Annotated in this window: 12 protein-coding genes; 5 read left to right on the top strand and 7 right to left on the bottom strand. The window is 70.6% G+C overall.

The genetic code is table 11. From position 1 onward, the window contains the following. Positions 1-54: 54 nt before the first annotated feature. Genes FVQ89_RS07610 through ileS form a run of 5 tightly spaced genes read right to left on the bottom strand, consistent with a single transcriptional unit; the run spans position 55 to position 6,338 of the window. On the bottom strand, positions 55-861 hold the full coding sequence (locus FVQ89_RS07610) for a tyrosine-protein phosphatase (RefSeq protein WP_147901225.1): 807 nt from the start codon (positions 859-861) through the stop codon (positions 55-57). Continuing rightward, complete coding sequence (gene ndk / locus FVQ89_RS07605) at positions 861-1,289, bottom strand: nucleoside-diphosphate kinase (protein WP_147901556.1); 429 nt, start codon at positions 1,287-1,289, stop codon at positions 861-863. Before ndk ends, FVQ89_RS07610 begins: the two co-directional genes overlap by 1 nt. Continuing rightward, the gene (locus FVQ89_RS07600; protein ID WP_147901224.1) at positions 1,283-1,756 is read right to left on the bottom strand and encodes a DUF4233 domain-containing protein; all 474 of its coding nucleotides are present in this window, start codon (positions 1,754-1,756) and stop codon (positions 1,283-1,285) included. Before FVQ89_RS07600 ends, ndk begins: the two co-directional genes overlap by 7 nt. Then, a complete protein-coding gene (locus tag FVQ89_RS07595; protein ID WP_147901223.1) occupies positions 1,753-3,108 on the bottom strand; it encodes a folylpolyglutamate synthase/dihydrofolate synthase family protein in 1,356 nt (451 codons plus the stop codon). Before FVQ89_RS07595 ends, FVQ89_RS07600 begins: the two co-directional genes overlap by 4 nt. Further along, the gene (gene ileS, locus FVQ89_RS07590) at positions 3,105-6,338 is read right to left on the bottom strand and encodes an isoleucine--tRNA ligase (protein ID WP_147901222.1); all 3,234 of its coding nucleotides are present in this window, start codon (positions 6,336-6,338) and stop codon (positions 3,105-3,107) included. Before ileS ends, FVQ89_RS07595 begins: the two co-directional genes overlap by 4 nt. A 231-nt stretch (positions 6,339-6,569) precedes the next feature. Between ileS and FVQ89_RS07585 the strand changes: the two genes are divergently transcribed. Next, a complete protein-coding gene (locus tag FVQ89_RS07585; protein ID WP_187264946.1) occupies positions 6,570-7,760 on the top strand; it encodes an aminoglycoside phosphotransferase family protein in 1,191 nt (396 codons plus the stop codon). Positions 7,761-7,785: 25 nt separating this feature from the next. On the opposite strand, the gene FVQ89_RS07580 is transcribed toward FVQ89_RS07585, so the two are convergent. Together FVQ89_RS07580 and FVQ89_RS07575 are read right to left on the bottom strand one after the other, a co-directional pair. Beyond that, positions 7,786-8,784 (bottom strand): DUF1648 domain-containing protein, encoded by a 999-nt coding sequence (locus FVQ89_RS07580; protein WP_147901220.1) that lies wholly within the window; start codon positions 8,782-8,784, stop codon positions 7,786-7,788. Beyond that, on the bottom strand, positions 8,781-9,134 hold the full coding sequence (locus FVQ89_RS07575) for a GntR family transcriptional regulator (protein ID WP_147901219.1): 354 nt from the start codon (positions 9,132-9,134) through the stop codon (positions 8,781-8,783). Before FVQ89_RS07575 ends, FVQ89_RS07580 begins: the two co-directional genes overlap by 4 nt. Before the next feature lie 81 nt (positions 9,135-9,215). On the opposite strand from FVQ89_RS07575, the gene FVQ89_RS07570 reads away from it, so the two are divergent. The 4 genes from FVQ89_RS07570 (at position 9,216) to FVQ89_RS07555 (ending at position 13,417) form a co-directional block, all read left to right on the top strand. Beyond that, positions 9,216-9,974 (top strand): hypothetical protein, encoded by a 759-nt coding sequence (locus FVQ89_RS07570; RefSeq protein ID WP_147901218.1) that lies wholly within the window; start codon positions 9,216-9,218, stop codon positions 9,972-9,974. Between the two features lie 205 nt (positions 9,975-10,179). Next, a complete protein-coding gene (gene valS, locus FVQ89_RS07565) occupies positions 10,180-12,753 on the top strand; it encodes a valine--tRNA ligase (protein WP_147901217.1) in 2,574 nt (857 codons plus the stop codon). Further along, positions 12,753-13,190, top strand: a complete 438-nt coding sequence (locus FVQ89_RS07560) for a GNAT family N-acetyltransferase (protein ID WP_147901216.1) — start codon at positions 12,753-12,755, stop codon at positions 13,188-13,190. The genes valS and FVQ89_RS07560 overlap by 1 nt, the downstream gene beginning before the upstream one ends. Continuing rightward, positions 13,190-13,417, top strand: a complete 228-nt coding sequence (locus tag FVQ89_RS07555; protein ID WP_147901215.1) for a hypothetical protein — start codon at positions 13,190-13,192, stop codon at positions 13,415-13,417. Before FVQ89_RS07560 ends, FVQ89_RS07555 begins: the two co-directional genes overlap by 1 nt. Positions 13,418-13,446: the final 29 nt, after the last annotated feature.

The following is a 13,446-nucleotide window of genomic DNA, read 5'->3' as shown; positions in this document are numbered from 1 at the left end:
TCAGCAGGCCTGCGAACGGGTCGGCCCGCTGGTCGGCTCAGGCGTCTGGGCGGCTCAAGCGTCTGAGGTGAGCCGTTCCCGCAGGGCGTTCTGCTCGTCGGGGGTGATGTCGAGGCCGTCGGTGAAGTACCCCTCGATGTCGCCGAACTCGCTGCGCACCGCGGCGAAGGCGCCGTCGAGGTAGCTCGCGTCGACACCGAGCACGGGGATGAGCTTGTCGCGCGAGGCGCCGCTCGCCTCGAATCGGGCCATGACCGGTTCGAGGGCAGGAAGCAGCTGCTCGTTCGTGAGCAGGTACTCGCGGTAGATGTCGGCCTCCGACACCCCGAGCAGCGCGAGCAGCGCGGCCGTCGCCCATCCGGTGCGGTCCTTGCCGGTCGTGCAGTGGTAGAGCAGCGGAACGTCGTCGTCCGCGAGCAGCAGGCGGTAGAACTCCGCATACCCCGCACGCGCGCTCGGCAGCGAGATGATCTCGCTGTACGCGGCGCGCATCGCGTCGTCCGCACGACCGCTCGCGAGAAAGCCTGCCGCCTGACCCGGATCACGGAAGAACGCCTGCAGCTGCGCGGGGATCGCGATCTGCGAGTCGGCGAGGAGGTCCTCGGCGAGCGCCCGCACACCCGGCAGCTCGCGATCGGGCTGGGAGGTGCGTTCCGTCTCGGTGCGGAAGTCGACCACGCAGCGGATGCCGAGCCCGGCGAGGACCTCTGCATCCGCGTCGCTCAGCCGATCGAGCGCGGTCGAACGGTAGAGCACGCCCCGGCGCACGTAGCGCCCGTCGGCTGTCGGCCAGCCACCCACATCGCGCAGGTTCGGAAGCGTCTCGAGCGGGATCGGCGCGCCGGGCGCCTCGGCGGACATCAGTCCACCGGGAACCAGAGCGCCAGCTCGCGGGCGGCCGACTCGGGCGAGTCGGACCCGTGGACGAGGTTCTGCTGCACCTTGAGGCCCCAGTCGCGGCCCAGGTCGCCGCGGATCGTCCCAGGAGCGGCGCTCGTCGGATCCGTGGTGCCTGCGAGGGCGCGGAACCCTTCGATCACGCGGTTCCCGGCGACGCGCATCGCGACGACGGGACCCGACTCCATGAACTCGACGAGCGGCTCGTAGAACGGCTTGCCCTCGTGCTCCTCGTAGTGGGCGGCGAGCAGGTCGCGGTCGGCCTGCAGCAGTCGCACGTCGACCAGCTGATAGCCCTTCGCCTCGATGCGGCGCAGGATCTCGCCGGTGAGGTTGCGGGCCACCCCGTCGGGCTTGACGATGACGAGGGTCTCTTCCACGGCGGTCACGATGCGTCTCCTTCTGTCGGTGCGGTCGATGTCGTTGAGGTCGGTGAGGTCGATTCGGATGCGGCGGCCTCGGCCTCCGCTTGGGCGTTCGCGGCGAGCCAGGCGGACTTCTGCGCCTCGACTTGGCCGGCACGCACGAAGCAGTAGATCCACATGGCGGCGAAGCCCGCCCCCACGAAGAACATCGCCGTCTCGACGACGCCCGTCGCGATGATCACGAGCTGCAGCGCGCCGCCAGCCCACACGGCCCAGGTCCAGCGCTGGATGCCGGCGAGGATCGCGAGCACCGCCATGAGAATGCCGCCGTAGACGAGCGCGCTCCAGTCGGGGTCGAGGCGGTCGAGCCCGAACACCACGAGGGCCGCGAAGAACAGCATGATCGCCTCGAGCAGCAGCACGATCGAGAGCAGCGTCTCGCGCAGTGAACGTGCGCGGCGGACCCGAGTTCGCGGGGCGGGAGCGTCGGTCACTTCCAACCCTCCTCGCGGGCGAGGGCGATGACGTCGCCGACGAGCGTGATGGATCCGGTGACGACGACGGCGCGACGCGGGGACTCGGCGGCCCACGCGCGAGCGGCCTGCATCGCCTCCTCGGCATCCGCGTGCGTCGCGACGAGGTCGGGGGCGACGTCCATACGGACGAGCTCGGCCAGCTCGTCGGCGGGGATGGCGCGCTCCGAGCTCGACTGGGTCACGTCGACCCGCGCAGCGAGGGCCGCAAGCTCCGAGACGATGCCGTGGGCGTCCTTGTCGGCGAGCACCCCCAGCACGAAGCCGAACTCGTCGAAGTCGAAGTACTCCCGCACCGCGGCCGCGAGGGCCGCCGCTCCGTGCGGATTGTGGGCGGCGTCGACGAGCACGGTCGGGTCGATGCCAACGAGCTGCAGGCGACCGGGCGAGGTGACCTGCCCGAAGCCCTCGGCGACCACATCCGCGTCGAGCGCGAAGTTGCCATCGCCCAGGAACGACTCGACCGCGACGATCGCGATGGCGGCGTTCTGTGCCTGGTGTCCGCCGTAGAGCGGCAGGAAGACATCGCTGTAGCGTCCGGCGCGTCCGCGGATGTCGACGAGCTGACCACCCACGGCGACGGTCGTCGATTCGAGCGCGAAGTCCATCCGTTCGATCACGAGCGGCGCCTCGTTCTGTGCCGCAGCGGCCCGCAACTCGTCGAGCGCCTCGATCGGCTGCATGGCCGTCACGACGGTCGCGGCCGGCTTGATGATTCCGGCCTTCGTGCGCGCGATCTGCTCGACGGTCGCGCCGAGCCTGGCCATGTGGTCCAGCGCGATGGGCGTGAACACCGCGACCTGGCCGTCGGCGACGTTCGTCGAGTCCCACTCGCCGCCCATGCCGACCTCGAGCACGACGGCGTCGACGGGGGCATCCGCGAAGCTCGCGAACGCGAGCACGGTGAGCGCCTCGAAGAACGTGAGGGTCTCCTCGCCGTCCGCAGCGAGCTCCGCGTCGACCATCAGCAGATACGGCCGGATGTCGTCCCAGTTGCGCGCGAACGCCTCGTCCGAGATCGGCTCGCCGTCGATGAGGATGCGCTCCGTGACGCGCTCGAGGTGCGGACTCGTGAGGAGCCCCGTGCGCAGCCCCGAGGCGCGCAGGAGAGATTCGATGATCCGGCTCGTGGAGGTCTTGCCGTTCGTGCCCGTGATGTGGATGACGGGAGCCGCCCGGTGCACGTCGCCCAGCAGCTCCACCGCACGGCGGGTCGGCTCGAGGCGGGGCTGCGGGGCCGCCTCGCCGATCCGTCCCAGCAGCTCGGCGTACGCGGCGTCGGCGGCCTCTCGGAAGTCGTCCTCTGCGCTCATGCGCGCGCCACCTCGATCGTCACAGCGGAGCCATCGCCGACCGGCGTCGCTCCCCCCTCAGCCTCGCGGGCGACGAGGCTCGTGGCAAGCGTCTCCCCCGCGATCAGCTCGCGATGAGCCTCGATCGCCGCGACGGCATCCGCGTCGCCGGCGATGCCGAGCGCGATACGGTCGGTCACCTCGAGTCCGGCATCCTTGCGAGCCTGCTGCACGGCGCGCACCACGTCGCGCGCGAGCCCTTCGGCGACGAGCTCGCGGGTGACCGCGGTGTCGAGCACCACGAATCCTCCCGAGGGCAGGAAGGCGATCGCGCTGGCGGGGTCGGCGGCCTCGAGAACCAGTTCGTACTCGCCCTCGACGAGCTCGACTCCTCCGGCGACGACCGCACCGTCGGCAGACCAGTCGCCCGCCTTCGCCGCCTGGATCACGCGCTGCACGTCCTTGCCGATCCGGGGGCCGAGGGCACGGGCGTTGACGGTGAGGCGCCGCGTGATGCCGAAGTCGGCGAGGCTCGACTCCGCCGACTCGGCGAGCGAGAACTCCTTGAGGTTCAGCTCGTCGCGCAGGATGTCGGCGAAGTCCGCGAGGCTCTCCGAGCCGTGCGCCACGACCGTCGCGCCGGCGAGCGGCAGACGCACCCGCAGCCCGCGCGCCTTGCGCAGGGCGAGACCCGCCGAGGCGATCTCACGCACGAGGTCCATGCTCGTCACGAGCTCGGGATCGGCGGGGAACTCCGCCGCATCCGGCCAGTCGGTGAGGTGCACGCTGCGCCCGCCCGTGAGGCCGCGCCAGATCTCCTCCGAGACGAGCGGCAGCAGCGGGGCCGCCACGCGCGTCAGGGTCTCGAGCACCGTGAAGAGCGTGTCGAACGCGTCGGTGTCGTCGCCCGACCAGAAACGGTCGCGGCTGCGGCGCACGTACCAGTTGGTGAGCACGTCGGCGAAGTCGCGCAGCGCCTCCGCCGCGAGCGGAGTGTCGAACTGGTCGAGGTGGGTCGTCACCGTCTCGATCAGGTCGCGTGTCTTCGCGAGCAGGTACCGGTCGAGCGGATGCGCCGAATCGGTGCGACGGCGCGCGTCGTATCCGGCGGCGTTCGCGTAGAGGGTGAAGAAGTAGTAGCTCGACCAGAGCGGGAGCATGAGCTCCCGCACACCCTGCCGGATGCCCTCCTCGGTGACGCTCAGGTTGCCACCGCGGATCACGGATCCGGAGAGCAGGAACCAGCGCATCGCATCCGCACCGTCGCGGTCGAACACCTCGGAGACGTTCGGATAGTTCCGCAGCGACTTCGACATCTTCTGACCGTCGGAGCCGAGCACGATCCCGTGGCTCAGCACGTTCTTGTAGGCCGGACGGTCGAACAGCGCCGTCGAAAGCACATGCAGCGTGTAGAACCAGCCGCGCGTCTGCCCGATGTACTCGACGATGAAATCCGCCGGGTTGTGGGTGTCGAACCACTCGCGGTTCTCGAACGGGTAGTGCACCTGCGCGAACGGCATCGACCCGGAGTCGAACCACACATCCAGCACGTCGGGGATGCGCCGCATGATCGAGCGGCCCGTGGGGTCGTCCGGATTCACGCGCGTGAGCTCGTCGATGTAGGGGCGATGCAGGTTCGGCTCGCCGTTCTCATCGAGCGGCAGGCGCCCGAAGTCGCGCTCCAGCTCGGCGAGCGAGCCGTACACGTCGACGCGCGGGTACGCCGGGTCGTCCGACTTCCACACCGGGATCGGGCTGCCGAAGTAGCGGTTGCGGCTGATCGACCAGTCGCGCGCGTTCGCGAGCCACTTGCCGAACTGGCCGTCCTTGACGTTCTCGGGAACCCAGGTGATCTCCTGGTTGAGCTCGCCCATGCGGTCCTTGAACTCCGGGACGCGCACGAACCAGCTCGAGACGGCCTTGTAGATGAGCGGATTCCGGCAACGCCAGCAGTGCGGGTAGGGGTGCTCGTAGCTCTTCAGCTGCAAGAGGCGCTTCTCGGCGCGCAGCTTCTGGATGAGGGGCTTGTTGCCCTCGTCCCAGCGCAGACCGGCGACCTCGGCGACCTCGGGGCGGAAGCGTCCGCCGTCGTCGAGAGACAGGACGACCGGGATGCCGGCGGCCGCGGTCACGATCTGGTCGTCCTCACCATAGGCGGGCGACTGGTGCACAACGCCCGTCCCCTCGCCCGTCGCAACGTATTCCGCCACGAGAATGTGGAACGCATTCGGGCCGTAGGCGTCGACGTAGTAGTCCCAGAGGCGGTCGTACTGCACGTCCCCGAGTTCGGCGCCGCGGTAGCGACGCTCCTCGACGGCCGCCAGCGCATCCGCGGCGTCTGCGTAGCCGAGGTCCTTCGCGTACGACGCGACCGTGTCAGCAGCCAGCAGGTAGCGGGCGGCGCCCCCCTCGGATCCGTCGGCGGCACCGGCGGGGCCCGCGGGCAGCACGACGTAGTCGATCTCGGGGCCCACGGCGAGCGCCGCATTCGTCGGGAGGGTCCACGGGGTGGTCGTCCAGGCGAGCGCGTTGACGGCGGTGAGGCCGAGCGCTTCGGCCTTCTCGCCCACGAGCGGGAACGTCACCGTCACGGACGGGTCCTGACGGGTGCGGTAGACGTCGTCGTCCATGCGGAGCTCGTGATTCGAGAGCGGCGTCTCGTCGTTCCAGCAGTACGGCAGCACCCGGAAGCCCTCGTAGGCGAGGCCCTTCTCATGCAGCTGCGCGAACGCCCAGATGACCGACTCCATGAAGCTCACGTCGAGCGTCTTGTAGTCGTTCTCGAAGTCGACCCAGCGCGCCTGCCGGGTGACGTAGTCCTCCCACTCCTGCGTGTACCGGAGCACCGACTCGCGCGCCTTCGCGTTGAAGGCGGCGATGCCCATGTGCTCGATCTCGTCCTTCGTGGTGATGCCGAGCTGCCGCATCGCCTCGAGCTCGGCGGGCAGGCCGTGCGTATCCCAGCCGAACCGGCGGTGCACCTGCTTGCCGCGCATCGTCTGGAAGCGCGGGAAGACATCCTTCGCGTACCCGGTGAGCAGGTGGCCGTAGTGGGGCAGGCCGTTGGCGAACGGCGGGCCGTCGTAGAACACCCACTCGGGCGCCCCCTCGCGCTGGTCGATCGAGGCCCGGAAGGTGCCGTCTTCTTTCCAGAAGGCGAGCACCTCGCGCTCGAGGTCGGGGAAGCGCGGAGACGACGGGACGCCTGCTTGTTCGGCGGCGTGCGCGTCGTGGTGGCGGGGGTAGCTCATGCGGTCCGTCCGTGTCTCGTGGGATCACTTCACGAGGACGACGTTCGCCGCGGTACCACCTCGCTTGCCCGGCATCCGTAGATGCCCGGCCGCTCATTCACGCGATGACGGGCGCACCCGCTCGGTTCTACGCCCCGCAGGGTTTCTTCCGAGGACTCCCCGGTGATGGCCGGATCGCAGTCGATGGCATCCATCGTACCCTCACGGCGCACGGGACGGCAGGATGGGTGGATGCCGGAGACGACAGCGGAGCGGGCTCTCCTCGAGGCCGTCGCGGCGTCGGTCGGCCTCCGGTTCCACGCGGGCCGACTCGTCAGCGCCGAGGCGGGGCCCGGCGGCATCGTCACGGGCTACGCGCTGACTCTCGCGGACGACGCCGGGGTGCGTAGCGAGCGGCTCGTCTACATCGAGACGGCGCCACCGGACGTGCACCATTCGGGCGTCTTGCGGCTGCGCGACGAGCAGGGCGACGAGCGGGCCGTGTGGTTCTACCCCGACGACCCGCGCCTGCCCGCCCTCGCCGACGCCGTGCTGCCGCGCCGGGCGGCGGGCCTGCTCGCCGCGGTCGGGGTGCCGGGGGTCCCGCCGAGTGTCGCCCTCGACGTGGCGACGTACCGGCCCGGCAAGCGCGCCGTCGTGCGAGTCACCTGGCCGGGCGGCGTGCGGTATCTCAAGGTCGTCGCGCCCGGTTCCGCTCAGGCCCTCGCCGAGCGCCACGCCACCTGGATCGCCCACGGGATCCCCGTTCCGGCGGCGGAGGGGTGGTTCCCGACGGGCGTGATCGTGCTCGCTGAGCAGCCGGGGGCTCCCGCGACGGAGGTGCTGCCCGCAGCCGAGCCCGACAGACTGCTCGACGCGATCGACGCCCTGCGTGCGCGGATCGCATCCGTCCCCGCCGAGGGGCCCGCCCGCACCTCACTCGCCGTGCGGTTCGACTGGTACCGGCGCCGCGTCACCCAGGTCGTGCCGCACGCGGCGAACCGGCTCGCCGCCCTCGACCGGGCCGTCGCCGGGCTGCTGCAACCACCCGGTCCCCGAGCGACGATCCACGGCGACCTGCACCTCGGGCAGCTCTTCCTGGACCCCGCCGACCCCTCGCGTCTCACCGGCGTGATCGACATCGACACCGCGGGCACCGGTGATCCTGCCGACGATGCGGCGGCGCTGTGGGCGCACCTCGTAGCGACGACCGCACACGCCCGCGACGGCGGCGAGACCGATCGGGCGGATGCGGCATCCGTGCTCGCGGATCGGGCGGTCGCCCGCTGGAGCACTCCCGCGGATCCGGGCCGCGCGGCGCGCACCGCGGCGATCGCAGCGACCCACCTGCTCGGCCACGTGCTGACAGGGGTACTGCCCGCCGAGGAGGCGATTGCGCGGGCAGAGGCGCTCGTCGCGGGAGCGCTCGAGGGACGCACCTGAGGTCGGCGCCTGAGGGGTGCGTCGATCAGCTCTCCGCGGGCAGTTGCGCGTAGGCCGCGAGCAGAGCTGCCGCCGTCGATGCGTCGTCGACGGTGACCACGAACCTGCGGCCATCTCGCCGCTCCACGTCGAGCGCCTCTCCGGCACGAGCGATCACGCCGAACCCCCGGCCAGGACCCCACCGCCATCCCCAGCCGCCGAAGTCGGCGAGCGGCTCGATCTGCACGGTCTCGACCCGCGCAATGTCGCGCACGGGGATCCGGACGGCGGGCACGCCGAGCGGAGCCGACCGCACGACGAGACCGGAGGGGTCGACCCGAACCGTCCATGCGATGGCGATCGCGGCCAGGCAGAGCAGCAGGAGCGGCACGAGGGCCAAAGGCCACGTGGCCCCGGCGGTCATGGCGATCGCAAGCGCGACGGCACCGGACGCGATCACGATCGCCGCGATGATCGCGAACGCTGCGCCCGTGGAGATGCGGGTGCGAGCAAGCCAGACGGTGCGCTCCCCCGGGGTGAGCGGCATCGCCTCGACGGATTCCGCAACGTGAGTGCGGGGCTGGGCGGCGGGCATGCTGAACCAGGACGCAAGGCCGACCGCAAGGGCGCACGCGGCGGAGATCGCAACCCAGGGGGCGATGCTCGGCGCGGCGCTCGCCTCGACGAGGCCCCGCTGCACCCCGAGGGATGCCGTGGTCAACACCGCGACCATCACCCCGGATGCCGCAGAAGTGCACGCCAGGAGCTTCTGCACGATGCTGAACTGCGACGAACGCGCGGCGGCCAGGATGATGGTGAAGAGCGCGGGAAGCCCGAGCCCCAACAGGGCGGACAGCCAGATCGTGGCCCCGGGTGCGGCGAAGCCGTCCGGTCCGTCGACCCCCCAGTGCACGACGACGGCATCCGGCAGCTCGGGGAGCCAGGCGAGTTGAAGGCCGACGCCGATGGCCGAGGCGGTGAGCGGCACGGCGAGCGTGACCACCCACACCGAGATCGGCAGGCGACGGCGAGCGATGCGTGTCATGCGGAGAACTCCTCGCGGATCAGGGAGAGAACGGTCTGGAGCGGCACACCGTCGCGCCGCGCTGTGGCGACGAGCGCGCGCACCGAGACGACGAGTCCCGATGAACGGGACGCCTCGTCGGTGACGACGGCGCCCCGCCCGCGCCGCAGGTCGATGAGGCCCTCGTCGCGGAGCTGCTGGTACGCGCGCAGCACCGTGTGCACGTTCACGTCGAGCGCGAGGGCGAGTTCGCGGGCAGCGGGGAGCCGATCGCCCGGTTGGAGCGCCCCACGGCTCGCATCGGCGCGGACCGAAGCGGCGATCTGGTCGTAGATCGGCACGTCAGACGCGGGGTCGACGCGGATGAGCATGCGTTGATCATATAGTTCTATTTCATATAGAACAATATGTGAGCAGGTGACGCACGCGCCGTCGCGCCCTAGGCTGACCGCGTGAGCGACGACACCCCCACTCGGCGCTACCCGGACGGGTTCCCGCCGCCTGAAGGAGAGCCAGGCGCAGGCCGCGACAGCGGAGGCGACGACCCTCGACCCGACGACGCGACCGCGCCCACGGAGCGCTTCGCGGAGCCGGCACCCGAGGCTGCATCGATGCCCGCACCGGGATCGGACGCGCCGACCGAGCGCTTCGCGCCTCCGCCTCCTCCCCCGACCCGCCGCGAGGCGATGGCGAACGAGGCGCCCAAGCGTCGCAATGGGGCGATCATCGCGCTGTCGATCATCGGCGGCGTGCTGCTGCTCGCCCTCATCGGGTTGCTCATCTGGATCGGGGTGTCGTCCGGATCGACGCCCGCACCCAGCGAGACCCCGTCCGACACGCCGACCCCGAGCGAGACCACCTCGGCGCCACCCAGCGAAGAGCCGTCGGAGACCCCGAGCGCGGAACCGTCGGAAGAGCCCGAGAACGTGATCGCGAGCTTCACCTCGTCGAGCGACACGGCCGACTGCACCGCCTCGGGCGGCGGGTCGGTGCCGCTCAGCTTCAGCTGGGCGACGACCGGTCAGCGGGTGTGGTTCGGTGTCGGCACCGACGACGCGCAGGCGGAGCCGTACGGCGAGTTCCAGCCGTCCGACTCCCTCGATATCGACTACCAGTGCGGCCAGCCCGACCGTCAACAGCGCTACACGATCACGGTCCAGCGCCCCGACGGCACCACCCAATCCCAAACCCTCACGATCACCGAGATCTGACCGCACCCCGTCCGCCCGATCCCCATCCCCCGATCCCTCATCCCGATCCCGCGAGATGTCCCGTTTTGGTCATCTCGCGCCGTCTGGCGCGCGAGATGACCAAAACGGGACATCTCGGCGGATCGGGGAACGTAGGATTGGGGGGCAATTTCCACACTCAGGCACCCCTTGACGCGGTGCCGCACATAGCGAACCGGAGCCATTCGTGACGTCTGCCATTCCCGAGAAGCCCGCCCTCGAAGGACTCGAGTCCTCCTGGCGGAAGGTCTGGGAGACCGAGGGCACCTACCGCTTCGACCGGCCCGCGGCTCTCGCGGCCGGCAAGGGCTCCGTGTTCGCCGTCGACACCCCGCCGCCCACCGCATCCGGCAGCCTCCACATCGGTCACGTGTTCAGCTACACGCACATGGACCTCGTGGCCCGCTACCAGCGGATGCGCGGCAAGAACCTCTTCTTCCCGATGGGCTGGGACGACAACGGCCTTCCCACCGAGCGCCGCGTGCAGAACTACTACGGTGTCCGCTGCGACCCCTCGCTCCCCTACGACCCCGACTTCACTCCGCCCTTCGAGGGCGGCGAGGGCACGTCCGGCAAGGCCGCCGACCAGCTGCCGATCTCGCGCCGCAACTTCATCGAGCTCTGCGAGCGGCTGACCGCCGAAGACGAGAAGCAGTTCGAGGAGCTCTGGCGCACGCTCGGGCTCTCGGTCGACTGGGATCTCACCTACCGCACGATCGGCGACGAGGCGCAGCGCGTCGCGCAGCGCGCCTTCCTCCGCAACCTGGAGCGCGGCGAGGCATACCAGGCGGATGCGCCGACCCTCTGGGACATCACCTTCCGCACCGCGGTGGCGCAGGCGGAGCTCGAAGACAAGGACCAGCCCGCGGCGTACCACCGCGTGAGCTTCCACAAGCCCGACGGCTCCACCGTCGAGATCGAGACGACCCGCCCCGAGCTGCTGCCCGCGTGCGTGGCGCTCGTGGCGCATCCGGACGACGAACGCTACCGGGGCCTCTTCGGTACGACCGTGACGACCCCGATTTTCGGCGTCGAGGTGCCGGTCGTGGCGCACCACCTCGCGCAGCAGGACAAGGGATCCGGCATCGCGATGATCTGCACCTTCGGCGACGTGACCGACGTCGTCTGGTGGCGCGAGCTCGGTCTGCCGAACCGCGCGATCATCGGATTCGACGGGCGTCTGCTGGCCGAGGCGCCCGCCGCCGAGCTCTTCAGCGAGTCCGGGCGCGAGGCCTACGCCGAGCTCGCGGGCAAGACGGTGTTCAGCGCGAAGGCACGCATCGTCGAGCTGCTCGCCGAGTCGGGCGAGCTGATCGGCCAGCCCCGCAAGATCACCCACCCCGTGAAGTTCTTCGAGAAGGGCGACAAGCCGCTCGAGATCGTCTCGACCCGCCAGTGGTACATCCGCAACGGCGCCCGCGACGAGGCGCTCCGCGAGCGGCTGCTCGCGGCCGGTCGCGAGATCGACTTCCACCCCGACTTCATGCGCGTGCGCTACGAGAACTGGGTCGGCGGCCTCACGGGCGACTGGCTCATCTCGCGGCAGCGCTTCTTCGGCGTGCCGATCCCGGTCTGGTATCCGCTCGACGCCGAGGGCGAGGCCCTCCGCGATCAGCCGATCGTGCCGGATGAGGCGTCGCTGCCGGTCGACCCGTCGTCGGATGCCGCTCCCGGCTACGACGAGTCGCAGCGCGGCGTGCCCGGCGGCTTCGTCGGCGAGGTGGACATCATGGACACCTGGGCGACCTCGAGCCTCACCCCGCAGATCGCGGGTGGCTGGGGCACCGACCCCGAGCTGTTCGACCTGGTGTTCCCGTACGCGCTTCGCTCGCAGGGGCAGGACATCATCCGCACCTGGCTGTTCTCGACCGTGCTGCGCGCCGAGCTCGAGCACGGGGTGAGCCCGTGGGCGCACGCCGGCATCTCGGGCTTCATCGTCGACCCGGACCGCAAGAAGATGTCGAAGTCGAAGGGCAACGTGGTGACCCCGCAGGGCCTGCTCGACGAGCACGGCTCGGATGCGGTGCGCTACTGGGCGGCATCGAGCCGCCTCGGCACGGATGCCGCGTTCGACCCGCAGAACCCGAAGCAGATCAAGATCGGCCGACGACTCGCGATCAAGGTGCTGAACGCGGCGAAGTTCGTGTACTCGTTCCCGTTCGCGGACGGCGCGGCTGTTTCGGAGCCGCTCGACCTCGACATGCTCGCCGAGCTCGGCCGCGTGATCGACCATGCGACCCGGGCCTACGAGGACTTCGACCACGCCCGCGCGCTCGAGGTGACGGAGCAGTTCTTCTGGACTTTCTGCGACGACTACCTCGAGCTCGTGAAGGAGCGCGCCTACACGGGCGAAGGCGCCGCACAGGCATCCGCGGTTGCGGCGCTGCGCCTCGCGATCGACGTCATGCTGCGTCTGCTCGCTCCCGTGCTCCCGTTCGCCACGGAGGAGGTGTGGCGCTGGACACACGACGGCTCGGTGCACACCGCCGTGTGGCCGAGCGTCGACGAGCTCGGTGCCGTCGAGGCGCCGCGCGGACTGCTGCCCGCCGTGTCGGAGGCGCTCATCGGCATCCGCCGCGCCAAGACGGATGCGAAGGCCTCGCAGCGCACGGAGGTCGCCTCGGCGACGCTCGCCGGGCCCGCGATCCTCGCGGATGCGGCGGACGACCTCCGCGCCGTCGGACGGATCGCGCGGCTCGACCTCGTCGACGCCCCCGAGGTCGCGGTGAGCGACGTGGTGCTCGTTCCGCAGGAGGCGTGATGACGACCGTCCGCCCGGTTACCGCATCCGACGCCGCGAGGTGGAGGGAGCTGTTCCGTGCGTACGGCGAGTTCTACGAGACCGACTTCACCGACGAGGTGCTCGACGCCGTGTGGGCGCTCATGCTCGATGTCGCATCCGGCGTGAACGCGCTCGTCGCGGAACGAGACGGTGAGGTGATCGGCCTCGCCCACTGGCGCACGCACCCCGACACCTTCACGGGCGGACGCGACGGCTACCTCGACGACCTTTTCGTCGATCCCGAGGTGCGCGGCACCGGTGCCGGACGCGCGCTCATCGAGGCGGTCGCCGAGCGCGCCGTGACGCCCGGTGGCACCCTCCGCTGGATCACGGCGGAGACGAACACGACCGCGCAGGCGCTCTACGACCGCATCGCCACACGCACCACGTGGCTCACCTACGAGATGAGGGGCTGATGCAGCTCGGAACGCGCTGGCCGGTCGGCGGCGACGTGCCCCCGAGGGTGCCGGAGGCCGTGGTCGCGGCGATCCGCGAGGTCGAGGCCGAGCTGGCGGAGGTCGACACCGCGCAGTGGCGCTGGACGCTCACCTGGCTGGAGGGCCGCCCCGTGGTCGAACTCGACGACGGCACGCGCCTGCGCGTCGCGCACGACGGCTCCGTCATCCGCGACCAGCTCGACTGAGCAGATTTGGCCGAACGGCCCGCGGCCTC

Source organism: Homoserinibacter sp. GY 40078 (genome assembly GCF_008017545.1).
Lineage (GTDB): Bacteria > Actinomycetota > Actinomycetes > Actinomycetales > Microbacteriaceae > Homoserinibacter.
This window is presented reverse-complemented; position numbering and strand designations above follow the sequence as displayed.

Bases quoted from the DNA above. Each gene is read 5' to 3' on its own strand.
- FVQ89_RS07595 (WP_147901223.1), bottom strand. From the start codon at position 3,108: ATGAGCGCAGAGGACGACTTCCGAGAGGCCGCCGACGCCGCGTACGCC.
- FVQ89_RS07560 (WP_147901216.1), top strand. From the start codon at position 12,753: ATGACGACCGTCCGCCCGGTTACCGCATCCGACGCCGCGAGGTGGAGG.
- FVQ89_RS07555 (WP_147901215.1), top strand. From the start codon at position 13,190: ATGCAGCTCGGAACGCGCTGGCCGGTCGGCGGCGACGTGCCCCCGAGG.
- ileS (WP_147901222.1), bottom strand. From the start codon at position 6,338: ATGAGCTACCCCCGCCACCACGACGCGCACGCCGCCGAACAAGCAGGC.
- FVQ89_RS07610 (WP_147901225.1), bottom strand. From the start codon at position 861: ATGTCCGCCGAGGCGCCCGGCGCGCCGATCCCGCTCGAGACGCTTCCG.
- FVQ89_RS07580 (WP_147901220.1), bottom strand. From the start codon at position 8,784: ATGACACGCATCGCTCGCCGTCGCCTGCCGATCTCGGTGTGGGTGGTC.
- FVQ89_RS07585 (WP_187264946.1), top strand. From the start codon at position 6,570: ATGCCGGAGACGACAGCGGAGCGGGCTCTCCTCGAGGCCGTCGCGGCG.
- FVQ89_RS07575 (WP_147901219.1), bottom strand. From the start codon at position 9,134: ATGCTCATCCGCGTCGACCCCGCGTCTGACGTGCCGATCTACGACCAG.